The 25,606-nt window shown below is 56.1% G+C and carries 28 protein-coding genes; 17 read left to right on the plus strand and 11 right to left on the minus strand.

Translation table 11 applies throughout. The features are described from left to right. Positions 1-2 precede the first annotated feature (2 nt). The 13 genes from B9Z35_RS10765 to B9Z35_RS10825 all read left to right on the plus strand — a co-directional run bounded on the left by B9Z35_RS10765 (position 3) and on the right by B9Z35_RS10825 (position 14,266). On the plus strand, positions 3-638 hold the full coding sequence (locus B9Z35_RS10765; RefSeq protein ID WP_108283701.1) for a response regulator transcription factor: 636 nt from the start codon (positions 3-5) through the stop codon (positions 636-638). Positions 639-720: 82 nt separating this feature from the next. Continuing rightward, positions 721-1,914: a murein transglycosylase A gene (locus B9Z35_RS10770; RefSeq protein ID WP_108283702.1), complete on the plus strand. Its 1,194-nt coding sequence runs from the start codon at positions 721-723 to the stop codon at positions 1,912-1,914. Positions 1,915-1,971: 57 nt separating this feature from the next. Then, the gene (locus B9Z35_RS10775; protein WP_108283703.1) at positions 1,972-2,259 is read left to right on the plus strand and encodes a Bor family protein; all 288 of its coding nucleotides are present in this window, start codon (positions 1,972-1,974) and stop codon (positions 2,257-2,259) included. 16 nt (positions 2,260-2,275) lie between these two features. After that, positions 2,276-2,563, plus strand: coding sequence for a Bor family protein (locus tag B9Z35_RS13145; RefSeq protein WP_108283704.1), 288 nt, complete (start codon positions 2,276-2,278; stop codon positions 2,561-2,563). Positions 2,564-2,690: 127 nt separating this feature from the next. Beyond that, on the plus strand, positions 2,691-6,230 hold the full coding sequence (locus tag B9Z35_RS10785; RefSeq protein WP_108283705.1) for an indolepyruvate ferredoxin oxidoreductase family protein: 3,540 nt from the start codon (positions 2,691-2,693) through the stop codon (positions 6,228-6,230). A gap of 86 nt (positions 6,231-6,316) precedes the next feature. Then, a complete protein-coding gene (yajC, locus tag B9Z35_RS10790) occupies positions 6,317-6,646 on the plus strand; it encodes a preprotein translocase subunit YajC (RefSeq protein ID WP_108283828.1) in 330 nt (109 codons plus the stop codon). Between the two features lie 28 nt (positions 6,647-6,674). Next, positions 6,675-8,528 (plus strand): protein translocase subunit SecD, encoded by a 1,854-nt coding sequence (secD, locus tag B9Z35_RS10795; protein ID WP_108283706.1) that lies wholly within the window; start codon positions 6,675-6,677, stop codon positions 8,526-8,528. A 12-nt stretch (positions 8,529-8,540) separates the two neighbouring features. After that, positions 8,541-9,497 carry a protein translocase subunit SecF gene (gene secF, locus B9Z35_RS10800; protein WP_108283707.1) on the plus strand — a complete coding sequence of 319 codons (957 nt, stop codon included), beginning with the start codon at positions 8,541-8,543 and terminating at the stop codon, positions 9,495-9,497. Positions 9,498-9,687: 190 nt separating this feature from the next. Then, a complete protein-coding gene (locus B9Z35_RS10805; RefSeq protein WP_108283829.1) occupies positions 9,688-10,452 on the plus strand; it encodes an ABC transporter ATP-binding protein in 765 nt (254 codons plus the stop codon). Next, positions 10,449-11,153, plus strand: coding sequence for an ABC transporter ATP-binding protein (locus B9Z35_RS10810; protein WP_108283708.1), 705 nt, complete (start codon positions 10,449-10,451; stop codon positions 11,151-11,153). The genes B9Z35_RS10805 and B9Z35_RS10810 overlap by 4 nt, the downstream gene beginning before the upstream one ends. 24 nt (positions 11,154-11,177) lie before the next feature. Further along, entirely contained in the window at positions 11,178-12,410 is a 1,233-nt protein-coding gene (locus B9Z35_RS10815) for an ABC transporter substrate-binding protein (RefSeq protein ID WP_108283709.1), read from the plus strand. A gap of 51 nt (positions 12,411-12,461) precedes the next feature. Further along, the gene (locus B9Z35_RS10820; protein ID WP_108283710.1) at positions 12,462-13,349 is read left to right on the plus strand and encodes a branched-chain amino acid ABC transporter permease; all 888 of its coding nucleotides are present in this window, start codon (positions 12,462-12,464) and stop codon (positions 13,347-13,349) included. After that, positions 13,349-14,266, plus strand: a complete 918-nt coding sequence (locus B9Z35_RS10825; protein WP_108283711.1) for a branched-chain amino acid ABC transporter permease — start codon at positions 13,349-13,351, stop codon at positions 14,264-14,266. Before B9Z35_RS10820 ends, B9Z35_RS10825 begins: the two co-directional genes overlap by 1 nt. 15 nt (positions 14,267-14,281) lie before the next feature. Here B9Z35_RS10825 and B9Z35_RS10830 read toward each other — a convergent pair whose 3' ends face one another. From B9Z35_RS10830 to B9Z35_RS10840, 3 genes are all read right to left on the minus strand, one after another. Beyond that, a complete protein-coding gene (locus tag B9Z35_RS10830; protein ID WP_108283830.1) occupies positions 14,282-14,764 on the minus strand; it encodes a DUF494 domain-containing protein in 483 nt (160 codons plus the stop codon). A gap of 61 nt (positions 14,765-14,825) precedes the next feature. After that, entirely contained in the window at positions 14,826-15,968 is a 1,143-nt protein-coding gene (gene dprA, locus B9Z35_RS10835; protein ID WP_108283831.1) for a DNA-processing protein DprA, read from the minus strand. Positions 15,969-16,074: 106 nt separating this feature from the next. After that, positions 16,075-16,578 carry a DUF6803 family protein gene (locus B9Z35_RS10840; protein WP_199219813.1) on the minus strand — a complete coding sequence of 168 codons (504 nt, stop codon included), beginning with the start codon at positions 16,576-16,578 and terminating at the stop codon, positions 16,075-16,077. A 74-nt stretch (positions 16,579-16,652) separates the two neighbouring features. Here B9Z35_RS10840 and def point away from each other — a divergent pair, with 74 nt between their 5' ends. Genes def through B9Z35_RS10860 form a run of 4 tightly spaced genes read left to right on the plus strand, consistent with a single transcriptional unit; the run spans position 16,653 to position 19,245 of the window. Next, positions 16,653-17,159 carry a peptide deformylase gene (def, locus tag B9Z35_RS10845; RefSeq protein WP_108283713.1) on the plus strand — a complete coding sequence of 169 codons (507 nt, stop codon included), beginning with the start codon at positions 16,653-16,655 and terminating at the stop codon, positions 17,157-17,159. A gap of 26 nt (positions 17,160-17,185) precedes the next feature. After that, on the plus strand, positions 17,186-18,154 hold the full coding sequence (gene fmt, locus B9Z35_RS10850; protein WP_108283832.1) for a methionyl-tRNA formyltransferase: 969 nt from the start codon (positions 17,186-17,188) through the stop codon (positions 18,152-18,154). Positions 18,155-18,163: 9 nt separating this feature from the next. Then, positions 18,164-18,901 (plus strand): AzlC family ABC transporter permease, encoded by a 738-nt coding sequence (locus B9Z35_RS10855; RefSeq protein WP_108283714.1) that lies wholly within the window; start codon positions 18,164-18,166, stop codon positions 18,899-18,901. Between the two features lie 5 nt (positions 18,902-18,906). Continuing rightward, positions 18,907-19,245 (plus strand): AzlD domain-containing protein, encoded by a 339-nt coding sequence (locus B9Z35_RS10860; protein WP_108283833.1) that lies wholly within the window; start codon positions 18,907-18,909, stop codon positions 19,243-19,245. Between the two features lie 12 nt (positions 19,246-19,257). On the opposite strand, the gene B9Z35_RS10865 is transcribed toward B9Z35_RS10860, so the two are convergent. Genes B9Z35_RS10865 through B9Z35_RS10900 form a run of 8 tightly spaced genes read right to left on the minus strand, consistent with a single transcriptional unit; the run spans position 19,258 to position 25,598 of the window. Next, complete coding sequence (locus tag B9Z35_RS10865) at positions 19,258-20,010, minus strand: SDR family NAD(P)-dependent oxidoreductase (protein WP_108283715.1); 753 nt, start codon at positions 20,008-20,010, stop codon at positions 19,258-19,260. Further along, entirely contained in the window at positions 20,007-21,026 is a 1,020-nt protein-coding gene (gene denD, locus B9Z35_RS10870; protein WP_108283716.1) for a D-erythronate dehydrogenase, read from the minus strand. Before denD ends, B9Z35_RS10865 begins: the two co-directional genes overlap by 4 nt. 21 nt (positions 21,027-21,047) lie before the next feature. After that, positions 21,048-21,815, minus strand: a complete 768-nt coding sequence (locus tag B9Z35_RS10875; protein ID WP_108283717.1) for a FadR/GntR family transcriptional regulator — start codon at positions 21,813-21,815, stop codon at positions 21,048-21,050. A 2-nt stretch (positions 21,816-21,817) separates the two neighbouring features. Beyond that, complete coding sequence (locus B9Z35_RS10880) at positions 21,818-22,201, minus strand: hypothetical protein (RefSeq protein ID WP_108283718.1); 384 nt, start codon at positions 22,199-22,201, stop codon at positions 21,818-21,820. Further along, positions 22,198-23,253 (minus strand): L-idonate 5-dehydrogenase, encoded by a 1,056-nt coding sequence (locus B9Z35_RS10885; RefSeq protein WP_108283719.1) that lies wholly within the window; start codon positions 23,251-23,253, stop codon positions 22,198-22,200. The genes B9Z35_RS10880 and B9Z35_RS10885 overlap by 4 nt, the downstream gene beginning before the upstream one ends. 10 nt (positions 23,254-23,263) lie before the next feature. Next, positions 23,264-24,034, minus strand: coding sequence for a glucose 1-dehydrogenase (locus tag B9Z35_RS10890; protein WP_108283720.1), 771 nt, complete (start codon positions 24,032-24,034; stop codon positions 23,264-23,266). Beyond that, the gene (locus tag B9Z35_RS10895; protein ID WP_108283721.1) at positions 24,031-24,540 is read right to left on the minus strand and encodes a gluconokinase; all 510 of its coding nucleotides are present in this window, start codon (positions 24,538-24,540) and stop codon (positions 24,031-24,033) included. Before B9Z35_RS10895 ends, B9Z35_RS10890 begins: the two co-directional genes overlap by 4 nt. Before the next feature lie 2 nt (positions 24,541-24,542). Further along, complete coding sequence (locus B9Z35_RS10900; RefSeq protein ID WP_108283722.1) at positions 24,543-25,598, minus strand: ABC transporter ATP-binding protein; 1,056 nt, start codon at positions 25,596-25,598, stop codon at positions 24,543-24,545. Positions 25,599-25,606: the final 8 nt, after the last annotated feature.

The raw sequence follows: 25,606 nt of genomic DNA on the forward strand, positions 1-25,606 counted from the left end.
AGATGCAACCCACACAAGACGCTTTGGTATTTATAGTTGATGATGATGCAGGTGTACGCGAGGCACTTGCTTGGCTGTTGCGTTCGCGTCGTTTGCCCAGTCAGTCGTTTGAAAGTGCAGACGAATTTGCGAGCTTTTTCCAAGACGGTCAGTGCGTCTGGCAGCCACGGCAACCAGGTTGCTTGCTGCTGGATGTGCGAATGCCAGGCATGAGTGGGTTGGCCTTATTTGAACAACTCATTGAGCGACAGTTGCTAGACGTATTGCCTGTGATCTTCTTAACCGGCCATGCCGATGTGCCCACGGCGGTAGACGCGGTCAAACGTGGCGCATTCGACTTCTGTGAAAAACCGTTTTCTGACAATGCATTGGTTGACCGCATTGAGCAAGCCTTGGCGCGTTCTGCCCAAACATTGCAAAACATGTCAAGCAAACAAAATTTAGAGCATCACCTCGCTGACTTGACGGAGCGTGAGCGTGATGTGATGCGTTTGGTCGTTGAGGGCTTGCCCAATAAATTGATTGCAGATCAGCTCGCAATAAGTGTTCGTACTGTGGAAGTGCATCGTGCACGCGTATTCGACAAAATGAATGTGAAGTCGGCCGTTGAATTGGCAAACTTGTTGCGCAACGAGTGAGTTGTTTGCCCTTCGTTTGAGGCCGTGCCTCTGTTGTCTTGTGCACACTTCATGCCTTAGCTTTTCTAGCAAAATTAACAGCATGAGACAAATCCTGTGGCGTTTGATATGGGTCCTGGTTGCAGGAAGCTTAGGTGCTTGCGTTTCCACGCATCGCGCCGCTGTCAACGATTATGCGAAGCCTTATCCTGCAGCACGCGTGCCAACGGATGCGCCGCGCTCGACTGGCAGTTTGGCAGGCACTCCAGGCACACCTAGCCCTCAACAGAGTTTCCGTAGCCGCTGGGTCGCTACGTCATGGAACGATGTACCTGGCTGGCAAAACGACCAATTGCAAGACGCATGGAATGCGTGGTTGCAAAACTGCGAACGCCCGGGCCCCTTGTTTGCCCCGTTGTGCCGAGACGTTCGACAACTCATGCTCGGCAGTGACGACGACCGTCGCCTATGGATGATGAGTCACTTGCAGCCATTCCGCGTGGAGTCGTTAGACGGCGCAGTAGACGGATTGCTCACCAGTTATTACGAACCGATGTTTGACGCCTCGGTGCAAATGCGCCCCGGCTTTGAAGTGCCGTTGTATGCGCCGCCCGAAGGCTTGGCCGAGGCGCGTCGCTTAGGCCGCCCCTGGTTTAGTCGCCAAGAGATCGACACAAGTCCACAAGCGCGTGATGCGTTACGTGGTCGTGAAGTGGCGTGGCTGGCTGACCCCATCGATGCGTTGGTGTTGCATATCCAAGGCTCAGGGCGTGTGCGGATCACCAATTCCGATGGCACCACGCGCATCGTGCGCTTGGCCTTTGCGGGTTCGAATGAGCAACCATATCAAAGTGTGGGTCGTTGGCTGCTTGACCGTGGTTTGATCAAAGATGCTTCGTGGCTAGGCATCAAAGCATGGATTATGAGTAACCAGCAAACCAATCCACGTTTGGTGCAAGAGATGCTGTGGAGCAACCCGCGCTATGTGTTTTTTCGTGAAGAGGCGCGTAGCCCTGCAGACGCCGATCTTGGGCCTCGAGGTGCTCAGGGTGTCCCCCTCACGCCAGGTCGATCCATTGCGGTCGACAAAGATTCCATTCCTTACGGCACACCTGTGTGGTTAGCCAGCGCAGGCCCTAACGGTAATTTGCAGCGATTGGTGTTTGCACAAGACACGGGCAGTGCCATCGTAGGTGCCGTGCGCGCGGATTACTTTGCGGGCACAGGTCCAGAAGCTGGTGATTTTGCGGGCCGTATGAAGCAAAGCTTGCGGTTATGGGTGTTATGGCCGCGATGATTTGAATACTTTTTATTGATAGAATTTGAAAATCTTCCAACTATTAGGTGTTTTCAAATGAAAAAACTAGCAATTGCAGCCATCGTGCTCGGCTTGACTGGCTGTGCCGTACAGCGTTTTGATGTGCGTCCCGAAACACAAAACGCCCCCACACATGACAACTCACAAACTTTCTGGGTTTATGGCATTGGCCAAAGCGTAGACATTGATGCTGCCAAAGTTTGTGGCAATGCATCTAATGTGCAACGAGTTGAAACACAAATGACCGCTGGCAACGTGGGCCTGACTATTTTGACTTTGGGTATTTATTCCCCACGTCAAGTTCGTGTTTATTGCACCCGTTAATCGTTAGGACCACATCATGAAAAAAATTATTCTTCCCTTAATTTTGGTTGCAACATTGGCAGCTTGCTCGACACAGACCGCGTATATCAACGGTCAGACAGGCAAACTGGGCAAAGAAGACATGCAAACCTTCTTTGTCAGCGGCTTGGGCCAAACACAAACAGTTGACGCTGCTGCCGTGTGCGGTGGTGCAAACAAGGTTGTCAAGGTTGAACGTCAAACCTCATTCCTGAACGGTATCCTGGGTTTGTTGACCAGTGGTATCTACACGCCATACGATGCGAAGGTCTACTGCCAAAGTTAAAGCCAACTCGGTCCCGACAAAGCCCTGCCCGACCGGCCAGGGCTTTTTTCATGTCGCTCAAGTTCCTGCAAGCCTTTGAATTGCGGCCTAAACTCAAAGCGCACCGCCGCTGACTTAGGAGCAAGCCATGAACGCCCCCCTGCCCGAGCATATTCGCCGCGCACTCGACACCGTGACGCTGGACGACAAATACAGCCTCGAAACGGGCCGCGCTTTCATGAGCGGCGTGCAAGCCTTGGTCAAGCTGCCCATGTTGCAGCGCCAACGCGATGCCTTACAAGGCAAAAACACCGCGGGCTTCATCAGCGGCTATCGCGGCTCACCACTTGGCACCTATGACCAATCGCTATGGAGAGCTAAGCCTTATCTAGAAGCGCAAAACATCGTCTTTCAACCGGGGGTGAACGAAGAGCTGGCAGCCACTGCGTTGTGGGGCACGCAGCAACTCGGCTTTGCGCCTGCGGGCAGCAACAAGTTTGATGGTGTGTTTGGCATTTGGTATGGCAAGGGCCCGGGCGTGGACAGATGCGCCGATGTGTTCAAGCACGCCAACATGGCTGGCACCACCCCGTGGGGCGGCGTGTTGGCCGTGGCGGGTGACGACCATGTGGCCAAGAGCTCGACAGCTGCACACCAAAGCGACCACATCTTCAAAGCCTGCGGCACGCCCGTGTTCTTCCCCAGCAATGTGCAAGAAATTTTGGATTTGGGTTTGCACGCCATCGCCATGAGTCGCTTCAGCGGCGTGTGGTCGGGCATGAAGACGATTCAAGAAATTGTGGAGTCCAGCTCCACTGCGGTGATCGACCCGCACCGCGTGAACATCGTCATCCCTGAGTTTGAAATGCCCGTGGGTGGCCTGCACATCCGCTGGCCTGATAGCGCGCTTGAGCAAGAGGCCCGCTTGTTTGACTACAAGTGGTACGCCGCACTCGCCTATGTGCGTGCCAACCGTTTGAACCACAACGTCATTGAGGGTCCGAACGATCGACTGGGTTTGATCGTCAGCGGCAAAGCCTTCAACGACACGCGCCAAGCCTTGTTGGACTTGGGGCTGGACGACGCCACATGTCGTCGCCTTGGCATTCGTTTGCACAAGGTGGCCGTTGTGTGGCCGCTGGACGCGCAGCTCACGCGCGATTTCGCCACGGGTTTGCAAGAGATTTTGGTGATTGAAGAGAAACGCCAAGTCATTGAATACCAGCTGAAAGAAGAGCTCTACAACTGGCGCGCGGATGTGCGACCCAATGTGTTGGGTAAGTTCAACGAGGTGGGGGAGGACCACAGCGGCGGTGAATGGTCCATGCCCAACCCCAGTGCCAACAACTTGTTGCGCGCCAATGCCGACCTGAACCCCGCGCTCATTGCCAAAGCCATTGCACAGCGTGTGCTCAAGCTCGGCGTGGATGCCGATACCACCGCACGCATCAACGCCCAGTTGGCCATCATCAGCGCCAAAGAAACGCAAATGCAAACCGTCACGCTCAAGGCGGACCGCATGCCTTGGTTCTGCTCAGGCTGCCCGCACAACACCTCCACCAAAGTGCCGGAGGGTTCGCGTGCGATGGCCGGCATTGGCTGTCACTTCATGGCCCTGTGGATGGACCGCAGTACCAGTGGCTTCACGCAAATGGGCGGCGAGGGCGTGCCTTGGGTGGGCCAACAACCGTTTGTGAACGACCAACACATCTTCGCCAACTTGGGCGATGGCACTTACTTTCACAGCGGCATTTTGGCCATTCGCCAAAGCATTGCGGCCGGCGTGAACATCACCTACAAGCTGCTCTACAACGATGCGGTGGCAATGACGGGCGGTCAACGCGTGGGCGAACGGCCCGAAGGCCACAGTGTTTTGCAAATCGCCCAAAGCATGAAAGCCGAAGGCGCACAACGCATCACCGTGGTGACGGACGAGCCTGAGAAATACGAAGGCGCGGGCTTGGTCGAGGGTGTGGCCGTGTTCCACCGCGACGAGCTGGACCGTATCCAGCGCGAGATGCGCGACATCAAAGGTTGCACGGTGATCATTTATGACCAAACCTGTGCCACCGAAAAACGCCGCCGTCGCAAACGCGGCACCATGCCTGACCCTGCCACGCGTGTGCTCATCAATGAGCTGGTATGCGAAGGCTGTGGCGACTGTGGCGTGAAAAGCAACTGTTTGAGCGTGGAGCCACTGGAAACCGAATTCGGCCGCAAACGCAGCATTAACCAAAGCACCTGCAACAAAGACATCAGCTGCGTCAAAGGCTTTTGCCCGAGCTTCGTCACGGTGGAAGGTGGGCAGCTGAAGAAAAAAGCCAAGGGTGTGTCACGCATCGAGTTGCCCGCGCTGGAATTGCCACAGCCCACTTTGCCTGACACCACTCAAGCCTGGGGCATGGTGGTGGCGGGTGTGGGTGGCACGGGCGTCATCACCATTGGCCAGCTGTTGGGCATGGCCGCACACATCGAGGGTAAAGGCATCGTCACGCAAGACGCGGCGGGCCTTGCGCAAAAAGGCGGGGCCACTTGGAGCCATGTGCTGATTGCCAACCAGCAAGAGGACATTCGCACCACGCGCGTGGGCACTGCGGCGGCAGACCTCGTCATCGGTTGCGACCCCATCGTTGCGGCGGGCAAAGAAACTTTGCAACGCATGCGAGTGGGTCGTACCCATGTGGCGCTCAATGCGCACAGCACACCTACGGCAGCTTTTGTGCGCAATGGCAACTGGCAAAACCCAGGCGAAGAATGTGTAGCCATCATCGCGAGTGCCGTAGGCGTAAATGATGTAAGTGTCTTTGATGCAGACCAGGTAGCCACCCAAGTGCTGGGCGACAGCATTTTTGTGAACCCGATGGTCTTGGGCTTTGCATGGCAAAAGGGTTGGGTACCGCTGGGGCTGGAAGCTTTGATGCGGGCGATGGAACTCAACGACATGGCCGTGGCGCAAAACAAGGTCGCATTTGAATGGGGCCGCCATTGCGCAGCGCATTGGCCTGAAGTGCAAGCCTTATTAGCACCTGCGCAAGTGGTGCAGTTTCACAAACCGGAGGGTGTGGACGCACTCATTACCAAGCGTTTGGCTTTTCTCACGGACTACCAAAACGCGGCGTATGCCAATCGCTACCGTTCAGTGGTGGAGCGTGTGCGCTCTGCTGAAGCGTTGTTCAACAAAACCACGCTGACCGAAGCCGTGGCTCGCAACTTGTTCAAACTCATGGCCTACAAGGACGAGTACGAGGTAGCGCGTTTGCACACAGACAAAGCCTTCTTGCAAAAGATAGAGGGCATGTTCGAGGGCGACTACACCCTCAACTACCACTTGGCCCCGCCGCTCATTGCCAAGACCAACGCCAAAGGCGAGTTGCAAAAGCAAAAGTTTGGGCCGTTCATGCTCACGGGTTTCAAGCTGCTCAAGCACTTGAAGGTGCTCAGGGGCACGCCACTCGATGTGTTTGGTTACACCGAAGAGCGTCAATCTGAACGCGCCCTCATTGCACAGTACCAAAGCAGCGTCGACACCTTGCTGGGCCAACTCAACGCGAGCAACCATGCGTTGGCGGTGGAGATGGCGCGAATACCTGAACAAATCAAAGGCTTTGGCCACGTCAAAGCCCGCAATTTGGCGGCAGCGCGTGAGAAGTGGAACAGCTTGAAAGCACAGTGGTCCGCCCCCAACTGAGGCACTGAGCCAGCCGCATACAATCCGCGGTTGGTCTGCTGGGGCGTTTTGCACCCAGCAGCAGTCCCTCAAATTGGAGTTTGACCGTGTTGATTTCTTCTGCTTTTGCCCAAACCGCACCTGCCGCTGCTGCCGGTGGTGACCTGATGTCTTCTTTGCAAGGCATGTTGCCCTTGGTGTTGATGTTTGTGGTCTTGTATTTCGTGATGATTCGCCCACAGATGAAGCGTCAAAAAGAACACAAAGCCATGATCGACGCACTCGCCAAAGGCGACGAAATCGCAACGGCTGGTGGCTTGCTCGGCAAAGTGACCAAATTGTCTGAAGGCACTGTCAGTGTCGAAATCGCTGCTGGCGTGGAAGTGCAATTGCAACGCCAAGCCGTGGTGCAAGTGCTTCCTAAAGGCACTCTGTAAATATCAGCCACGAGACGACGAAGCGATCATGAACCGTTACCCCCTTTGGAAGTACGCGATCATCGTGATCGCTTTGTTGGTTGGCAGCCTCTACACGCTGCCTAACTTTTTTGGCGAAGCGCCTGCGGTGCAGGTGTCGGCCGCCAAGTCATCTGTCAAGGTTGACCTGGCTGTGCAAGAGCGTGTGCAAGCTGCCTTGGCCGCTGCCAACCTTGCCCCCGATGTGGTGGCGCTGGACAACGGCTCGCTCAAAGTGCGCTTTGACAGCACCGACAAACAACTCAAAGCCAAGGACGCCATCCAGCAAGCCTTGGTGCCCGACGCCAACGACGCCTCGTATGTTGTCGCGCTCAATTTGTTGGCCCGCTCACCCGCGTGGTTGACCTCACTCAACGCTGCGCCCATGTATTTGGGTTTGGACTTGCGCGGTGGCGTTCACTTCATGTTGCAAGTCGACATGCCTGCGGCCCTCACCAAAAAAGCCGAGTCTTTGGCCGGTGACATTCGCACTGGCTTGCGTGAAAAGAACGTGCGCCACAGCGGCATCAGCCGCAACAACCAAACCATCGAAATCCGTTTCCGTGACATGGAAACCCTCGAAGCCGCACAACGTGTGATTCAAGACCAATTCTTGGATTTGCAAACCACCAGCGCCCCCGATGGCGCAGACTTCAAGCTCACAGCGGTGATCAACCCTGTGGCTGCCAAGCGCGTGCAAGAGCAAGCCATCAAACAAAACATCACCACCTTGCACAACCGTATCAACGAGTTGGGCGTGGCCGAACCTGTGATTCAACAGCAAGGCACCGACCGCATCGTGGTGCAACTGCCTGGCGTGCAAGACACGGCCAAAGCCAAAGACATTTTGGGCCGCACCGCCACGTTGGAAATCCGCATGGTCGACGACAGCGCCGAAGCCCGCAGTGCAGAGTTTGGCAACGGCCCTGTGCCGTTTGGCACAGAACGATTCATGGACCGCAACGGCCAAGCTGTGATTGTGAAAAAGCAAGTCATCCTGACGGGCGAAAACCTCACCGACGCGCAGCCCGGCTTTGACACGCAAAACCAAGAAGCCGCCGTGCACCTGACGCTCGACGCCAAAGGCGCCCGCATCTTCAAAGACGTGACGCGTGAGAGCGTGGGCAAACGCATGGCCATCTTGTTGTTTGAAAAAGGCAAGGGCGAAGTTGTGACTGCGCCTGTGATTCGCAGCGAAATCGGCGGCGGTCGCGTACAAATTTCGGGTCGCATGAGCACCGTGGAAGCCAACGACACGGCCTTGCTGTTGCGCGCTGGCTCGCTCGCTGCGCCGATGGAAATCATTGAAGAACGCACCATTGGTCCAAGCCTCGGTGCTGAAAACATCGCCAAAGGTTTTAACTCCGTCACTTGGGGCTTTGTGGCCGTGACCGCCTTCATGTGTATCTATTACATGTTGTTCGGCGTGTTCTCTAGCGTGTCGCTGGCGGTGAACTTGTTGCTCTTGGTGGCTGTGCTCTCCATGTTGCAAGCCACACTCACCTTGCCCGGCATGGCCGCGATGGCCTTGGTGTTGGGCATGGCGATTGACGCCAACGTGCTGATCAACGAACGCGTGCGTGAAGAGTTACGCAACGGCGCATCCGCACAGTCGGCCATCCACGCCGGTTACGACCGCGCTTGGGCCACCATTCTTGACTCAAACGTCACCACCCTGATTGCGGGCTTGGCCTTGTTGGCCTTTGGTTCTGGTCCTGTGCGCGGCTTTGCCGTGGTGCATTGCTTGGGTATTTTGACCAGCATGTTCTCTGCGGTGTTCTTCTCGCGCGGTTTGGTCAACGTTTGGTATGGCCGCAAGAAGAAATTGCAAAGCGTGTCTATTGGCACTGTGTGGCGCGCTTAAAAGGAATACATCGTGGAATTTTTTAAGATTAAAAAAGACATCCCGTTCATGAAGCATGCGGTGGCGTTCAACGCCATCTCGTTCATCACGTTTGTGGCGGCGGTGTTCTTCTTGTTCAGCCGTGGTTTGCATTTGTCGGTCGAGTTCACGGGCGGCACGCTGATGGAAGTCAGCTACAGCCAGCCTGCAGACCTGAATGCCGTGCGCGACCAAATCGCCAAGCTGGGTTTGTCCGACGTGCAAGTGCAAAACTTTGGTACGGCCCGCGATGTGATGATTCGCATGCCTGCCGTCAAAGGCCAAAGCTCTGCGCAACAAAGCGAGCAAGTACTGACCGCACTTAAAACCACCGATGCCAATGTGCAGTTGCGTCGCACCGAGTTTGTCGGCCCGCAAGTGGGCGATGAGCTGGCTGCTGACGGCCTCAAAGCCTTGGCCTTTGTGGTGGTGGGCATCATGATTTATTTGGCCATGCGCTTCGAGTGGAAGTTTGCCGTGGCGGCCATCATTGCGAACTTGCATGACGTGGTCATCATCTTGGGCTTCTTCGCGTTCTTCCAGTGGGAGTTCTCGTTGCCCGTGTTGGCGGCGGTGCTCGCGGTGCTTGGTTACTCCGTCAACGAATCGGTTGTGATCTTTGACCGTATCCGCGAAAACTTCCGCCGCTATCGCAAGATGGACACGGTCGAGATCATCGACAACGCCATCACCTCCACCATCAGCCGCACCATCATCACCCACGGTTGCACGCAGCTCATGGTGTTGTCCATGTTGTTGTTCGGTGGCGCAACCCTGCACTACTTTGCGCTGGCGCTGACCATTGGCATTTGCTTTGGCATTTACTCATCCGTGTTTGTGGCTGCGGCCATCGCCATGTGGTTGGGCATTCGCCGCGAAGACTTAATCAAGCACAACGCCAACAAAGTGGTGGGTGATCCGGATGATGAAAACTCAGGCGCTGTGGTTTAAGCCCCTAAGCTTCATAAGGAAAAGCCGGTTTTTGAACCGGCTTTTTTTCGCCTATGTGACAGCCAAGGCCCGCAACGCCAGTGCTTTGTCTTGCATGTGACTTGAAAACGGGTTTACCCCTTTGCAACTGAAGCGTTCGGTGCTTAGCATCCGCGTCCTAGACAGACGGACACTCACTGAGGCTACAGGTTTGACAAGCAACGACTTTATCTTAGAAACCAAGCAGCTCACGCGCGAATTCAAAGGCTTCATTGCCGTGGATGGCGTGAACCTGCAAATCAAGCGCGGCTCCATCCATGCTTTGATTGGCCCCAATGGCGCGGGCAAGACCACGGTGTTCAACTTGCTCACCAAGTTTTTGCCCGTGAGCTCAGGCCAGATTTTTTACAACGGCCAAGACATCACCGCGCTCAAAGCCGCCGAGGTGGCGCGCATGGGCATGGTGCGTTCGTTCCAAATTTCTGCCGTGTTTCCACACTTGAGTGTGTTGGAAAACGTGCGCATCGGTTTGCAGCGCAAGCTCGGCACCAGCTTTCATTTTTGGAAATCAGAAGACAGCCTCAACAGCTTGAACGAGCAGGCCATGCACTTGTTAGAGCAGGTGGACTTGGCCAGCTTTGCGCAAACGCAAACGGTGGAGTTGCCTTATGGTCGCAAACGTGCGTTGGAGATTGCTACCACTTTGGCGCTTGACCCCGAGCTGATGTTGCTGGACGAACCCACCCAAGGCATGGGCCACGAAGACGTGGGCCGTGTGGTGGACTTGATTCGTAAAGTCTCTGCCAACCGCACCGTGTTGATGGTGGAGCACAACATGAATGTGATTTCTGATTTGTCCGACACGATCACCGTGCTGGCGCGTGGTTCGGTGTTGGCCGAAGGTCCATACGCGCAGGTGTCCAAAGACCCGCGCGTGCTCGAAGCCTACGTGGGCACTGCTGAGGAGGCCGCATGAGCAAGCCCCTCTTGAAAGTCGCCGGCCTGGATTCTTGGTACGGTGAATCACACATCTTGCATGGTGTGAATTTTGAAATTCACGAAGGCGAGTTGGTCACTTTGCTGGGTCGTAATGGTGCCGGTCGTTCGACCACCATCAAATCCATTTTGGGTTTGACCGGTCGTCGCACAGGCTCTGTGCAAATTGATGGTGTTGAAACCATTGGCATGCAGACCAACCAAATCGCGCGTTTGGGTTTGGGCTACTGCCCTGAAGAGCGCGGCATTTTTTCAACGCTGAGCTGCGAAGAAAACCTCATGTTGCCACCCAAGGTGGGTCCAGGCGGCATGTCGGTGGAAGAAATTTACGAGATGTTCCCCAACCTCAAAGAGCGTCGCCACAGCCAAGGTACACGCCTGTCGGGTGGCGAGCAACAGATGTTGGCCATGGCGCGCATCCTGCGCTCCGGCGCACGCATTTTGTTGTTGGACGAAATCACCGAAGGTCTTGCACCTGTGATTGTGCAAACACTGGGCCGCGTGATTCGCGAACTCAAAGCCAAGGGCTTGACCATTGTGTTGGTCGAACAAAACTTCCGCTTTGCCGCACCGTTGGCAGATCGGCACTACGTGATGGAACATGGCCAGCTCGTGGCCACCGTTCACAAGAATGAGCTCGATAACAAAGCGCAAATGCTGAACGAGTATCTGGGCGTCTAAGCCCTTTTTCAACAGGAGCAAACTATGAAGCGTACTTTCGTGACCTCAGCCATCGCAGCAGCGACGGTGGTATTTTTGGCAGGTGTTTCCACCGGCGCTATGGCCCAAGGCAAGCTGTCTGGCGATAGCGTGAAGATCGGTGTGTTGACCGACATGTCAGGCGTGTACGCCGACTACGGCGGCCCCGGCGCTGTGGCTGCTGCCAAGATGGCGGTGAAAGACTTTGGCGGCAAGATGTTTGGCAAGCCGATTGAAGTGGTCAACGCTGACCACCAAAACAAACCCGACATCGCCAAGAACGTGACGCAGCAATGGTTTGACCGCGATGGCGTGGACATGACCGTGGAGAACTTGAACTCTGCTGTGGCACTGACTGTGCAAGCTTTGGGCAAAGAGAAAAATAAAATCACCATCGTCACTGGCGCGGCAACTGCACGTATGACGAACGAAGACTGCGCACCAGGCACAGGCGTTCACTACCTCATGGACACGATTGCTTTGAGCAACGTGGTGGGTAAAGCCATTGTGAAAGACGGCGGCGACAGCTGGTTCTTCTTGACCGCTGACTATGCGTTTGGTCACTCGTTAGAGAAAGACACAGGCGATGTGGTCAAGGCCGCAGGCGGCACAGTGAAAGGCGCTGTGCGTCACCCACTGTCTACCGGTGACTTCTCTTCCTTCTTGCTGCAAGCGCAAAGCTCAGGCGCCAAAGTGGTGGGCCTCGCTAACGCTGGTGGCGATACTGTGAACAGCATCAAAGCTGCTGCTGAATTTGGTTTGACCAAGAAACAAAACTTGGCCGCCTTGTTGATGTTGATCACCGACGTGCACGCCATTGGCTTGAACACTGCACAAGGCTTGTATTTGACCGAAGGCTGGTATTGGGACTTGAACCCCGAGACACGCGCCTGGTCACAAAAGTACGAAGCTGAGATGAAGAAGAAGCCCAACTCCAACCACGCTTCCGTCTATTCATCGACCATGCATTACCTCAAGGCTGTGCAAGCAGCAGGCACGGATGACACCGCAGCCGTGATGAAGAAGATGCAAGAGACGCCGATCAACGACATGTTTGCCAAGAACGGCAAGCTGCGTCCTGATGGTCGCATGGTGCACGACATGTACTTGTTCCAAGTGAAGAAGCCTTCTGAGTCCAAAGGCGCATGGGACTACTACAACTTGAAGGGCACGATCAAAGGCGAAGAGGCATTCCAGCCTTTGGCCCAAAGCCGTTGCCCAGCGTTTGTGAAGAAGTAATGTGCTGACACGACGGGCCGCATGTGCGGTCCGTCTCATTGAACCGGATTTATGACTGAAATATTTGGCGTACCCATACAAGCGTTGATGGGGCAACTCATGCTTGGTTTGGTGAATGGCTCTTTCTATGCCATCTTGTCACTGGGCTTGGCCGTGATTTTCGGCATGCTCAACATCGTCAACTTTGCGCATGGCGCGCTCTACATGGCGGGCGCTTTTTTTGCGTGGATGCTGCTCAACTATGCAGGCATCAATTATTGGATGGCTTTGATCATTGCCCCCATTGGCGTGGGTTTGATTGGTGTGGTGATTGAGAAAACCATGCTGCGTTGGTTGCATCAACTCGACCATTTGTATGGCTTGTTACTCACCTTCGGCTTGGCGCTGATTTTGGAAGGCATCTTCCGAGAGTTTTATGGTTCATCGGGCTTGCCCTATGAATTACCCGAGGTGTTCCGCGGTGTGTTTGACTTGGGCTTCATGATGCTGCCCAAGTACCGCGTGTGGGTCATTGTGGTGTCCATCGTGTTGTGCTTTGCCACATGGTTTGTGATTGAAAAAACCAAGCTCGGCGCTTACCTGCGCGCGGGCACCGAAAACCCCAACATGGTCAAAGCCTTTGGCATCAACGTGCCTTTGATGGTCACGCTCACCTACGCTTTTGGCGTGGGCTTGGCTGGTTTGGCGGGCGTGATGGCCGCGCCGATTTACCAAGTGAGCCCATTGATGGGTTCGAACATCATCATCGTGGTGTTTGCGGTGGTGGTGATTGGCGGCATGGGTTCGATCTTGGGCGCCATCATCACGGGTTTGGCATTGGGACTGATTGAAGGATTGACCAAGGTGTTCTTTCCAGAAGCTTCGACCACGGTGGTGTTTGTCATCATGGCGATTGTGTTGTTGATCCGACCAGCAGGTTTGTTCGGGCGGGAGAAGTGATGAGCAAACGTTTGATTTATGGCAGCTTGTTGCTCGCCTTGTTGGTAGCCCCCTTTGTCGGCTACCCCATGTTCTTGATGAAGGTGTTGTGCTTCGGCTTGTTCGCCTGCGCTTTCAATTTGCTGATTGGTTTCACCGGCTTGTTGTCGTTTGGCCACGCCATGTTTTTTGGCTTTGCCGCCTATGTGTCAGGACACGCCGCCAAGGTGTGGGGCTTAACACCTGAAGTGGCTGTGCTGGCTGGCACGTTGGCTGCGGCGTGCATTGGCTTGTTCACAGGTTGGTTGGCTGTGCGACGCCAAGGCATTTACTTTGCGATGGTCACCTTGGCTTTGGCGCAAATGATTTACTTCATCTGCGTGCAGTCACCGTTCACCTATGCCGAGGACGGTATTCAAAGCATCCCACGCGGCAAGCTGTTCGGTGTGTTGGACATGAGCAGCGACACCACCATGTACTACATGGTGCTCGCCATCTTTGTGGCGGCGTTTGCGCTGATCTATCGCGTGGTGCATTCGCCATTCGGACAAGTGTTGAAGTCCATCCGTGAGAACGAGCAACGTGCGTTGTCTTTGGGCTACAACGTGGATCACTACAAACTGGTGGCCTTTGTGTTGTCAGCCGCATTGGCTGGTTTGGCCGGTGCGACCAAAGCAATAGCCTTTGGCTTGGCCACGCTCACCGACGTGGGTTGGCAAATGTCGGGTGAGGTGGTGTTGATGACTTTGCTGGGCGGCATAGGTACGCTCATTGGGCCTGCTGTGGGCGCGGCCGTCATCATCACGATGGAGAACTATTTGGCCAGCTTGGGCTCGTGGGTCACGATCATCATGGGCTGCACGTTTGTGACGTGCGTGCTGGTCTTCCGTCGCGGTATCGTGGGAGAGATTGAGCACCGCTTTGGCCGCAAGGGCTAAGCAGTAGAAAGCTGGTTAGTGCGCGACGCGGTCTGCGTCGTCGCACAGCTCATCGAGCACCAGGGCATCGGGCTCTAAGCCGATGCTCCAGTAGACCATCAACACAATGATCTTGAGGTCGTCCAAATGCATGGGGTGGCCGGGGATGGCCATGGCGCGGTCCAGCACGATTTCACGCATGTGAGGCGACAGCACATCGGCAGACTCAAGAAAGTTGATGAAGCCTAAGCAGGCGCTACCCAAATGGTCTTGCTCGGCCACCGAGTAAACGCGCATGCTGTGGGCTGATTCGGTGTGGTGTTCACGCTTGGCTTGGCTGATGTCGATCAGCTCGGTTTTGTGCGAAGCCAAGTTCAGCTCGTCGAGCCACGACAAAGCTTGTTGGATGTCTTCTAGTTCAAAACCAGCAGCGTTCAGTTTGCGGCCCAGCTGCTCCAGCTCAGGGCACGCATCGCCTCGCCAATAGTTTTCATAGACGAATACGAGCACTTCAAACATGGGGCCAATATACATGTTTTTTGCGTGTGCAAATTTCATAAGCATTGGTGTTCTCCCCTAATCAAACCAAGGTCAATCGTTGAAACAACCCTCCGGGTAAACGGCCCACAGCACCATCCAGTTCTAGCGTGAGCAGTTGCGCTTGTAGCTTGGCGGTGTCTAGCCCGCAACGGGCTTGCAATGCATCGAGACTCACAGGCACAAAGCCCATGTGTTTGAGCAGCGGATGTTCATCGGCTGACGAGCCCACATCATCTGCGCCGTCCAAAGCTTCTGCAAACAAGTTGACTTGTTGTTGCGGCGCAAGCTGCAACTCTTCCAACACGTCGTTTGCGTTTTCCACCAACTTTGCGCCTTGGCGAATCAGCGCATGGCACCCGTGTGATTGCGTGGCGTGTATTGAGCCCGGAATGGCCAGCACCTCGCGGTTCAAATCCAGCGCCATCTTGGCGGTGATGAGCGAGCCCGATTTCAGCGCAGCCTCCACCACCAGCGTGCCTAGGCCCAACGCCGCGATGATGCGGTTGCGCTTGGGAAAGTGGTGCGCGAGTGGCGCAGTACCCAAGTGGTATTCACTCATCAGCAACCCGTGCAGCTCAATTTGCCCCGCCAGTGTTTGGTGCTGGCGGGGGTATACGCGGTCTAGGCCTGTGCCCACCACAGCCACGGTGTGCCAGTACGCTGCTGCCGTGCCACCGCGCAAGGCACCTTTGTGTGCGGCCCCATCCACACCTAGTGCGAGGCCCGACACCACACACAAGCCGGAGGCACTGAGTGATTCACCAAACTGCTCAGCCGTTTGCGCGCCTTGTGGCGTGGGGTTACGGCTACCCACAATGGCGATGGCGTTGCCCAGCGTGCGCTCTGTTTGGCCTGACACGTAAACCATCAATGGTGGGTCGGCCAGCTGCAGCAGTTCGGCAGGGTAGTGTGGGTCGCCCAATGTCCACAATGCATGGTTATGCGTGTCGGGTTGGTACATCAGCCACTGATGGGTGCGCACGCATTGCACGGCCAGTTCGTTGGGTACCGTCATCAATGCTTGTGCTTGCTTGGGTGTGACCACTTGGCACAACGCAGTTTCGGTTTGTTCAAACACAGCTTGCGGGCTGCCAAAGCAGCCCAGCAGTTTGCGCGCTGCGTCATTGCCCACGCCATCTGTCATGCTCAGGCGCAACCATGCGCGTAACTCGTCTTTGTTCATCAGCCCCTCCTGCATGTGGATGGGCTTAACGCTATGCGCAAACCGACCGGCGAGTTTTTACATTTGATTCATAAAAACTCGCGGTCAGCTTGCGACCACGATGGGTTTAGTGGTTGTGCATCATCGGCATTTCGGTGGTCGCATCAGCGCCGGGGCCCAGCAGTGATGGGTCCAACATGCCTGCAATCATGGCGATGTGGCCAAACACCAAGAACAAGGCCACGCAAATGGCGTGAACTTTGCGTTTGTCCTCGGCTGATGCGCCTGCGTTGACCAAGCCCAGCTCTAGCAGTGCGATGTAGATGAGTGGCAAACCGCCAATCAAATAGCAACCCACGGCAATCACATCAATGATGGTGCGCCATTCGCCCGCTTGGGTGATGGGCAGCACGGCCGTGTTCATCAGGTAAGCGATGACGCCCACAAAATAAATGCCCACCGTGATGCCCGCTGCACGATTAAGGCTGTGCACCCAACCCGTGAAGTTGCGGGTGAAGAGCAAGTACAACTCGGTAATGGCCAGTGTCTCGGCCAGTACCACGGGGATGGCCATAAAAATTAACAGGTTCCACGGTTGGTTGACCGCGAGCAGTTCCATGTAATGCGTCATGTTCATAAGTTCCTAACTCACAGGGAAACAACCCTAATCGAGTTCATTCTAGGCCTGCCTTTTACAATACAGCCATGCCCAAGTTAGACATCCTCCGATTCCCCGACCCCAAGCTCCACACCGTCGCCAAGCCCGTCAAAGAAATTGACGCGCGCATCAAGACCCTGATTGCCGACATGCTGGAAACCATGTACGACGCCAATGGCATCGGCTTGGCCGCCACGCAAGTGGATGTGCACGAGCGCTTGGTGGTGATTGACACCTCCGAAGAGCGCGACGAGCCCATGGTGCTCATCAACCCCGAAATCACTTGGATGGGTGACGAGCGCGTCAAAGGCGACGAAGGCTGCTTGTCGGTCCCCGGCATCTACGACGGCGTGGAACGCGCCACGCATGTGAAGGTGAAAGCCCTCGACGAGCACGGCAAAGAGCGCACCATCGAGGCCGTTGGTTTGTTGGCTGTTTGTATTCAGCATGAGCTCGACCACTTGCTGGGCAAAGTGTTTGTGGAATACCTCTCGCCCTTGAAGCGCAACCGCATCAAAACCAAATTGCTCAAAGCTTTGCGCGATGACGAATAAATGCGTCTTCCAATATGAGTGATTCGTTGCGCGTCATCTTTGCCGGCACACCCGAATTTGCGGCCGAGGCTTTGGCCAAAATTTTGGCCGCTGGCCACACCGTGCCCTTGGTGCTGACTCAGCCCGACCGCCCCGCTGGTCGTGGCATGAAGCTGCAAGCCTCGGCCGTCAAACAACTGGCCGTGCAACACAACATCCCCGTGGCACAGCCTTTGAGCCTGCGTTTAGACGGCAAATACCCAGACGATGCAGCCGCTGCACAAGCGGCCATTGCTGAAGCCAAAGCCGATGTGATGGTGGTGGCGGCCTACGGCCTCATCCTGCCGCAGTGGACGCTGGATGCGCCACGCTTGGGCTGCCTGAACATTCATGCGTCGCTCTTGCCACGCTGGCGTGGTGCAGCACCCATTCACCGCGCCATTGAAGCGGGTGACGCGCAAACCGGCGTGGTCATCATGCAGATGGACGCAGGCCTCGACACCGGCGACATGCTGCTGACCGACGTGCTCGACATCGCCGCAGACGATACCACCGCCAGTCTGCACGACCGCTTGGCCGACATGGGCGGTGCATTGGTGGTGCGTGCGTTGGCTGATGCACAAGCGGGTAAGTTGCAGCCTGTGAAGCAGCCTGAAGCTGGCATTACCTACGCCCAAAAAATTGAAAAAGCCGAAGCCGCGGTGGACTGGCAACAGTCTGCGGATGCGATTGGCCGACGCGTGCGTGCGTTCAACCCTTTCCCCGCCGCATCGGCGCAGCTGGGTGCAGACGTCATCAAACTGTGGCGTGCCACAGTAGAAAACACCGCACACAACAAACCAGCAGGCACGGTGATCAGTGCAGACGAGCACGGCGTGCGCGTGGCCTGTGGCCAAGGCGTGTTGTGCGTGACCGAGCTGCAACGCGCTGGCGGCAAGCGCTTGAACGCGGCTGACTTTTTGCGTGGCTTTGCGTTGGCGGCAGGCCAATGCTTTAACGCCCACACATCGCACTAGGCCACCTTCATGTTCTTCAAGCCGAAGTTGTTTCGACACCCTGAATTCAAACTGGGCTTGCTTGAATTAGCGCCTCAGGCACCAGGTGTTGCTGCTTGGGGTTTGATGACGGGCGTGGCGATGGTCAAGTCAGGCATGAGTGTGTTTGAGTCGCTCTTCATGACGCTGCTGGTGTTTGCCGGTAGTTCGCAGTTGGCATCCATTCCACTCATCGTAGCGGGCGCACCTGCTTGGGTGATTTTGGCCACGGGCTTTTGCGTCAATCTGCGCTTTGTGGTGTTCAGTTTGCATTTGCGCCCTTACCTCATTCACTTGCCGCGTTGGGAGCGCATGACACACGCGTATGTGACAGCAGACATCAGCTACGTGTTGTTCACCCGCCGCTTTCATCAGCCGGGCCACACGCCTGAGCAACTGCTGGCGCAAGAGGCTTATTTGGCGGGCAGTGACTGTTTGAACTGGAGCAGTTGGATGGTGGCCAGCTTGGTGGGCATTGCGCTGGCGAATTTCATTCCGCCTGCGTGGGGTTTGGGTTTTGCAGGCATTTTGTGTTTGCTCGGTATTCAGTGCTCGTTGGCCAGTTCGCGCATGCGCATGGTGGCTTCGGCGGTGGCCGGTGTGGCAGCGGTGATGGCCTATGCCTTGCCACTCAAGCTCAACATCGTGGTGGCCATTGCGATCGCGGTGGTCTTGTGTTTGACGGTTGAGCGTTTCCAACCTCCACCTGCCAGCGGAGGTCATGCATGAGCGACATGTTCAATGGTACGGATGCATGGACACTGTGGGTCATCGTGGGGCTGGCCGTGGTGACGGTGGTGTCACGCAGTTTTTTCTTTATCTCTAGCAAGCCTTGGCAGTTACCGCATTGGGCACAACGGGGTTTGCAATACGCACCCATCGCAGCTTTGTCGGCGGTGGTGGTGCCAGAGATTGTGATGAGCCAAGGGGAACTGATCACTACTTGGCAAGATGCCCGTTTGTTTGCAGCTGCTGCGGGCGTGGCGATTTACTTTGCCAAGCGCAATGTGTTGCTCACTATTTTGGGCGGCATGGCGGTGTACCTGCCGCTGCATTTGGCGCTGGGCTGGTAGCAGCCCAGCTGCTTAGTACGTAGAGCGCCCGCCGGTGATGTCAAACACCGAGCCGGTAGTGAATGAGCAGTCTTCACTCGAGAGCCACGCGATCATGGCGGCAATTTCTTCCACCTCTACAAAGCGGCCCATTGGAATTTTGCCCAGCATGTAGGCAATGTGCGCCTCGGTCATTTGCGCAAACATGGCGGTACGTGCCACGGCAGGCGCCACGGCATTGACCAACACCCCTTTAGTGGCCACTTCTTTGGCGAGGGATTTGGTGAGAGCAATCACACCCGCCTTAGACGCGCTGTAGTGGCTGGCGTTGGGGTTGCCTTCTTTGCCGGCGACCGAAGCGACGTTGATGATGCGGCCCCAGCCACGTGCCGTCATGTGCGGTGTGACGGCGCGGCAGGTGAGGTAAGGCGCAATCAGATTGACCTCAAACACGCGACGCCATACGTCGGGGTCTAGCTCCCAAGTGGGGGCGTTGCCACCCGTGATGCCAGCGTTGTTGACCAAGATGTCAATGTGTCCGAGGTCTTTGATGGTTTGTGCAGTGGTGGCAGCCACGGCGGCATCGGAGGTGAGTTCCACCACGTAGCCACTGACAGAGCCGTATTGGCTGAGCGATGCTTTGGCTTCATCTAATTTGGCAGCATCAATGTCCCACATCACCACAGCAGCACCTGAACTCAGCAAGCGCTGCGAAGTGGCATAACCAATGCCTTGTGCCCCGCCTGTGACGACGGCAACGCGACCTTTTAAATCGATTTGGTTCATGGGGTGTAGCCTTTCAAAGCGAGTGCTGCATGGGGGGATGCTTGGGTGTCAGCGATGTATTGGCGAATGATGTCGTCAAATGATTTTTCTGCGTGTAGCCCAAGTTGGTTGGCGCGTTTGGCGGTGGCGCCTTTGGGCCAACGAGACACGATGCCAGCAATGGTGTCGTTGCGCTCAAAGCTCACACGCGCACGGGCAGCAGGGCCAGCCACACGTTCGAGAGCGTCCAGCATGTCTTTCACCGTCACATTGAGCGCTGGCAAGTTCATGGCGGTGCGACCGCCATAGGCTTCGCGGGTGCATTCGTAAATGGCTATCAGCCCTTCCACCGTCGCGCGGGGTGAAGACACAGGGTGCGACACATCCAACGACACCGGGCAGACCGAAGGCTCGCCCGCCAAGGGTTCGCGAATGATGCCGCTGAAGAAAGCGGAAGCCGCACCATTGGGTTTGCCTGGGCGTACGGTGACGGTCATCAAGCGGGCGCTTCGGCCATCGATGTAGCCCTTGCGGGTGTAGTCCGCCACCAAATGTTCGCAGATGTGTTTGTGAATGCCATACGAGGTTTGCGGCGTGGGCAAGGTGTCATCGGCCACACGCTCAGGCATTGGCACTGCGTCGTCGGGACCAAACACAGCCACCGAGCTAGAGAACACCAAACGTGCAGGCGCTGCCCCACCTTGGTGGCGCGCACGCAAGGCATCGAGCAAGGCGCGTGTGCTGTCTAAGTTGGAGCGCAAGCCCAAATCAAAATCAGCCTCGCATTCGCCAGATACGGCTGAGGCGAGGTGAAACACGCCATCTACTGCTTCGTGTGCCAAGGCTTGGCAATGGTCAAGCAATGGGCCAGTCTTGACCAACACACGTGGGTCGGCGGCTAAGTCAGCGGGAGCAGGAAATTGATCGGCCAAGATGATTTGCTCAATCGCTTGGCCTTGCAGTTGCCCACGTGCCAACAGGGTGCGGGCCAAACGAGATCCAATGAAACCGGCACCGCCAGTGATGAGCAAACGCATGTTAGAAGTCCTTGTATGAAATCACAAAGTTGCGCGCGCACCGCGTGGGGCACGCAACGATGGCGCAGGGTGTGACAGGGATGGCAGTTTTTTCTTTGACACCAGCACCATCTCAATGTCATCGCGCGCGCTGTCAATCAGTTTGAGCACCGCGCGTTCGGCCTTATCGGGAGAGCGCGCAATCACGGCATCGAGCACCGCGCGGTGCAGCGGCAATGAAATGGCGGGACCGTTTGGCTTGGTGGTGGTGATCTCAAAGCTGGTGCGAAGCAAAGCGCCAATGGCCTTACTCATTTGCGCCACCATGCGGTTATGACAGGCGCGCAGCAAGCCTTGGTGAAACAACAAATCGTGCGTCACGTAGTCGCCGCCAAACTCAATGGCGTGCTTCATGCCTGCATAGGCTTGTTCAATGTCGGCCAAGTCTTGTTCAGTGGCGCGTTCTGCGGCTAGGCGAACGGCGGCGGGTTCGACTACGCGGCGCAGGTCTTGCAAATCGCGCAAAAATTCGCGTGTCAAACCCATCTTGGATTGCCATGCCACCACGTCGGGGTCAAACCAATTCCATTGTTCGTTGGGCAGCACACGTGTGCCTACCTTGGGGCCGGTACTTACCAAGCCTTTGGCCACCAAGGACTTGATGGCTTCGCGAATCACCGTGCGGCTCACGCCATATTCGGTACACAAAATTGTTTCGGGCGGGATAGAGCTACCGGGGGGATAGTGCCCCGACACAATGGCCTCGCCCAACAAGTCGAGCGTGTGGCCGAGCATGTTTTTTATGGCCATCTTTACCCACGCACAAACAAGGTAACCAAGGGCGTGCTGCCCACTTGACGACTCCAGTGGCCATGGACCTTCTCATCAAAGGTGGCATCTGCTGGCAGCAAGTCGGTGGAATAAAAATGTTCGCCTGGACTGAATACGCGAGAGCTGCCATCTTGCAAGCCAATCTCCATGTGGCCGCTCAAGATGAACACCCACTGCGCGTGATCGCTGCAATGAAAGGTGCTGCGAAATCCAACCGGGCTGTGACGCAGTTGGTAGCCGCCGCTGGTCATGAGTTGCGACAAGCGGGCTTGCGGCTTGCCTTCGGTCAACTCGACGGGTTCTTCGCGAAAGCGCGCACAGCCGTCGGTGTCGGTGAAAAGAATGGTTTTATGAAATGTGGTCATGTACTTACTTTATCCGCGCCAAAGTTGATTTGAACCTTCATGGCTTGGCTTTTGTCGCCAGCCAACTCAAAGGCGTGGGTGGCTTGATCAAAGTCAATCACATGTGAAATGACAGGGCGACCATCGATCAAACCCTCGTTCAAAAAACGCACCGCCACAGCGAATTCTTCATGGAAGCGGAAGGTGCCGCGCAGCTCCAACTCTTTGCCCACCAGTTGGTTCAAGGGCAAGGTGGAGTCGCCACCCAAACCGATGCTGACAATGACGCCGCGTGGTGTCACCACATCTAATCCGCTACGCAGCGCTTTGTCATTGCCCGATGCTTCAAACATCACATCGAAGACGCCTTTGTTGGCAGCAAAGGGCGCCAAGCCGTCGGGCGAGGTGCTGAGGTTGATGGTTTCATCTGCGCCCATGGCACGGGCGCAGACCAGGGGTGCATCGGCCACGTCCACCGCCACGATGCGCGCAGCACCCGCGCGGCGTAAGCCTGCAATGAGCAGCACCCCAATCGGGCCACAACCAGTGACCAACACCTGTTTGCCAAACACTGAGCCCGCACGTTGAATGGCATGCAAGCCCACTGACAAAGGTTCGGCCAAAGCGGCTAACGACAAGCTCAGCGTGTCGTTGAGTTTGTGCGCTTGTGAGGCGTCAATCACCAACGATTCGCGGAACGCGCCTTGGATGTGCGGAAAGCGCATGGCGCTGCCGTAAAAGCGCATGTCCAAGCAATGGTTGTGATGCCCTTTTTGGCAGTACTGACATTGACCGCATGGCCGTGATGGCGAAATGGCAATGCGCTGTCCTGCTGCAATACCTGTGACCGCTGACCCCACGGCGCTGACGATGCCAGAGACTTCATGACCCAACACCATCGGCTCTTTGATGCGAACCGTGCCAAAGCCGCCATGACGGAAGTAGTGCAAATCGGAGCCGCATATGCCGCCATAGGCAACACGCACTGCGAGCTGGTGTGAGCCCAAGGCTTCGGTTTCAAACGTGTCTAAGCGTAGGTCTTCGGGGGCGTGGCAAACAATGGCTTTACTCATATCAATCCTTTTACAGCTGCGCTGTCACGCCGCCGTCCACATACAGAATGTGTCCGTTCACAAAAGTTGAGGCATCACTGGCCAAGAACACGGCAGCACCTGCCAACTCTTCCACGTCTCCCCAGCGGCGGCTCGGTGTTCTGTTGGTCAGCCAAGCACTGAAGGTCACGTCATTCACCAGCTTTTCATTCAATTCAGTTTTGAAATACCCAGGGCCAATGCCGTTGACGTTCAGGCCAAGTGGGCCCCAGTCAATCGCCATGCCTTTGGTCAACATCTTGAGTGCGCCTTTGCTGGCCATGTAGGGCGAAATGCCAGGGCGACCCAATTCGCTTTGCACCGAACAGATGTTGATGATGCGGCCTTTGTGACGTTTGATCATGTGCTGCGCCACCGCTTGGCCCACGAAGAACACACTGTCCAAGTTGGTTTGCATCAAGTCATGCCAGTCTTGGTGCGAGAACTCATGCAAAGGCGCGCGGCGTTGGATGCCTGCGTTGTTGATCAAGATGTCGATCGGACCAATCTCATGCTCAATGCCATCCACGTTGGCTTTGACGGCGTCTGCGTCGGTCACATCAAAGGCGCGGGTGTGGACGTCGAATCCTTCAGTGCGTAAGGTTTTGGCGGTGGCTTGCAGCTTGGCATCGTCGCGGCCGTTCAAGACCAAGCTTGCGCCGGCTTGTGCCAAACCTCGTGCGAGCCCTAAGCCAATGCCAGCAGAGGATCCGGTGACAAAGGCCACGCGGCCATCAAGGCGAAATGTTTGTGCGGTGATCATGCGGGGTTCAAATGCAACTGTTGTTCAATCTGGGCCACCAAATGGTCAGCTGGCTGAGCAATGTCAAGGCTGAGCACAGCCTCGTCGGGGCTAGGAATTTCTAAAGTATTGAGCTGGCTGGCCAGCAATGTGGGCGGCATGTAGTGGCCTTGGCGTTGGTTCAAACGTGAGGCCAACAAGGTGGGGTCACCATGCAAGTGGACAAAGCGCACATCGGCGGTGGCTGCACGTAAGCGTTCGCGGTACATGTGTTTGAGTGCCGAGCAAGATACAACCAAGCCCTCATCCGCGCCCAGACCCGATAGCCGAGCTGCAATGGCATCGAGCCAATCTGCGCGGTCTGCATCTGTCAGGGGTGTGCCCGCCGCCATCAGGGCAACGTTGCGTGGCGGGTGCAGGTCATCACCTTCTAAGAAGGCCACACCAAGGCGCTGCGCCAAGCGCTGGCCTACGGTGCTTTTGCCGCAACCGCTCACACCCATGATGATGAGGCGAGGAGGTGTCATGGTCAGAGGCGTTGCTCGGTGGTGCCGTCAAACACGTGGGCTTTGGCAGCATCAAATTTCAGATACACCGTGTCATTGGGCTGCACTTGCGTGCGTCCGTGCATGACCAAGACGAATTTTTGTTCACCCACTTGCAGCAGCAACTCGGTCTCAGCGCCTGTGGGCTCGACCACGACCACTTGAGCCGCAATGCCGCTGTCGGCCAACTCCAAGTCGCCAGGGCGTATGCCGTAATGCACGCTGGTGCCATCGGCCACTTGCGTCACATCGGGTGGCAAAGGCCACTGCGCGCCCAGTGCAGAGACGCTGCCTTGATGGACGGTGCCTTTGAACACGTTCATCGCAGGAGAGCCGATGAACTGCGCCACAAATAAATTACCGGGGTGGTCAAACAATTCAAGCGGAGTGCCGATTTGTTCGACGATGCCATCGTGCATCACCACAATGCGATCAGCCATGGTCATGGCTTCGATTTGGTCGTGCGTCACATACACAGTGGTCGTTTTGAGGCGTTGGTGCAGCGCTTTGATTTCGGCACGCATCGCCACGCGCAGCTTGGCGTCAAGGTTAGACAAGGGTTCGTCAAACAAGAACACTTTGGGGTCACGCACAATCGCGCGGCCCATCGCCACACGTTGACGTTGACCGCCCGACAGCTCGCGAGGATAGCGGTCCAGCAATGCGCCCAAGTTCAAGATGCTGGCGGCGTGCGCCACGCGCTCTTCAGTGGTCTTGGCATCGGCTTTGCGCAAACGCAATGAGAAGGCCATGTTCTCGCGCACCGTCATATGTGGATACAGCGCGTAGCTTTGGAACACCATTGCGATGTCGCGGTCTTTGGACTCCAGGTCGTTGATGACGGTGTGGTCAATGCTGATCTCGCCGCCTGAAATTTCTTCTAAACCAGCCAGCATGCGCAATAGCGTGGACTTGCCACAACCCGAAGGCCCGACCAGCACCACGAACTCGCCGTTTTGAATTTCAAAGGTGATGCCGTGGATGACCTTGACGTGGTTGCCGTATGTTTTTTGAACGTTATTGAATGAAACGGATGCCATCTTTTTTC

The organism is Limnohabitans sp. Jir61, assembly GCF_003063545.1.
Lineage (GTDB): Bacteria > Pseudomonadota > Gammaproteobacteria > Burkholderiales > Burkholderiaceae_C > Limnohabitans.

Coding starts and splice junctions, on each gene's coding strand:
- B9Z35_RS10810 (WP_108283708.1), top strand. CDS start 10,449: ATGAGCAAGCCCCTCTTGAAAGTCGCCGGCCTGGATTCTTGGTACGGT.
- B9Z35_RS10825 (WP_108283711.1), top strand. CDS start 13,349: ATGAGCAAACGTTTGATTTATGGCAGCTTGTTGCTCGCCTTGTTGGTA.
- dprA (WP_108283831.1), bottom strand. CDS start 15,968: ATGAACAAAGACGAGTTACGCGCATGGTTGCGCCTGAGCATGACAGAT.
- B9Z35_RS10765 (WP_108283701.1), top strand. CDS start 3: ATGCAACCCACACAAGACGCTTTGGTATTTATAGTTGATGATGATGCA.
- B9Z35_RS10880 (WP_108283718.1), bottom strand. CDS start 22,201: ATGACCACATTTCATAAAACCATTCTTTTCACCGACACCGACGGCTGT.
- secD (WP_108283706.1), top strand. CDS start 6,675: ATGAACCGTTACCCCCTTTGGAAGTACGCGATCATCGTGATCGCTTTG.
- B9Z35_RS10840 (WP_199219813.1), bottom strand. CDS start 16,578: ATGACGCATTACATGGAACTGCTCGCGGTCAACCAACCGTGGAACCTG.
- B9Z35_RS10770 (WP_108283702.1), top strand. CDS start 721: ATGAGACAAATCCTGTGGCGTTTGATATGGGTCCTGGTTGCAGGAAGC.
- B9Z35_RS10885 (WP_108283719.1), bottom strand. CDS start 23,253: ATGAGTAAAGCCATTGTTTGCCACGCCCCCGAAGACCTACGCTTAGAC.
- B9Z35_RS10855 (WP_108283714.1), top strand. CDS start 18,164: ATGTTCTTCAAGCCGAAGTTGTTTCGACACCCTGAATTCAAACTGGGC.
- B9Z35_RS10860 (WP_108283833.1), top strand. CDS start 18,907: ATGTTCAATGGTACGGATGCATGGACACTGTGGGTCATCGTGGGGCTG.
- B9Z35_RS10890 (WP_108283720.1), bottom strand. CDS start 24,034: ATGATCACCGCACAAACATTTCGCCTTGATGGCCGCGTGGCCTTTGTC.
- B9Z35_RS10785 (WP_108283705.1), top strand. CDS start 2,691: ATGAACGCCCCCCTGCCCGAGCATATTCGCCGCGCACTCGACACCGTG.
- B9Z35_RS10820 (WP_108283710.1), top strand. CDS start 12,462: ATGACTGAAATATTTGGCGTACCCATACAAGCGTTGATGGGGCAACTC.
- B9Z35_RS10895 (WP_108283721.1), bottom strand. CDS start 24,540: ATGACACCTCCTCGCCTCATCATCATGGGTGTGAGCGGTTGCGGCAAA.
- B9Z35_RS10815 (WP_108283709.1), top strand. CDS start 11,178: ATGAAGCGTACTTTCGTGACCTCAGCCATCGCAGCAGCGACGGTGGTA.
- def (WP_108283713.1), top strand. CDS start 16,653: ATGCCCAAGTTAGACATCCTCCGATTCCCCGACCCCAAGCTCCACACC.
- B9Z35_RS13145 (WP_108283704.1), top strand. CDS start 2,276: ATGAAAAAAATTATTCTTCCCTTAATTTTGGTTGCAACATTGGCAGCT.
- B9Z35_RS10775 (WP_108283703.1), top strand. CDS start 1,972: ATGAAAAAACTAGCAATTGCAGCCATCGTGCTCGGCTTGACTGGCTGT.
- B9Z35_RS10900 (WP_108283722.1), bottom strand. CDS start 25,598: ATGGCATCCGTTTCATTCAATAACGTTCAAAAAACATACGGCAACCAC.
- B9Z35_RS10875 (WP_108283717.1), bottom strand. CDS start 21,815: ATGGCCATAAAAAACATGCTCGGCCACACGCTCGACTTGTTGGGCGAG.
- B9Z35_RS10830 (WP_108283830.1), bottom strand. CDS start 14,764: ATGTTTGAAGTGCTCGTATTCGTCTATGAAAACTATTGGCGAGGCGAT.
- B9Z35_RS10865 (WP_108283715.1), bottom strand. CDS start 20,010: ATGAACCAAATCGATTTAAAAGGTCGCGTTGCCGTCGTCACAGGCGGG.
- denD (WP_108283716.1), bottom strand. CDS start 21,026: ATGCGTTTGCTCATCACTGGCGGTGCCGGTTTCATTGGATCTCGTTTG.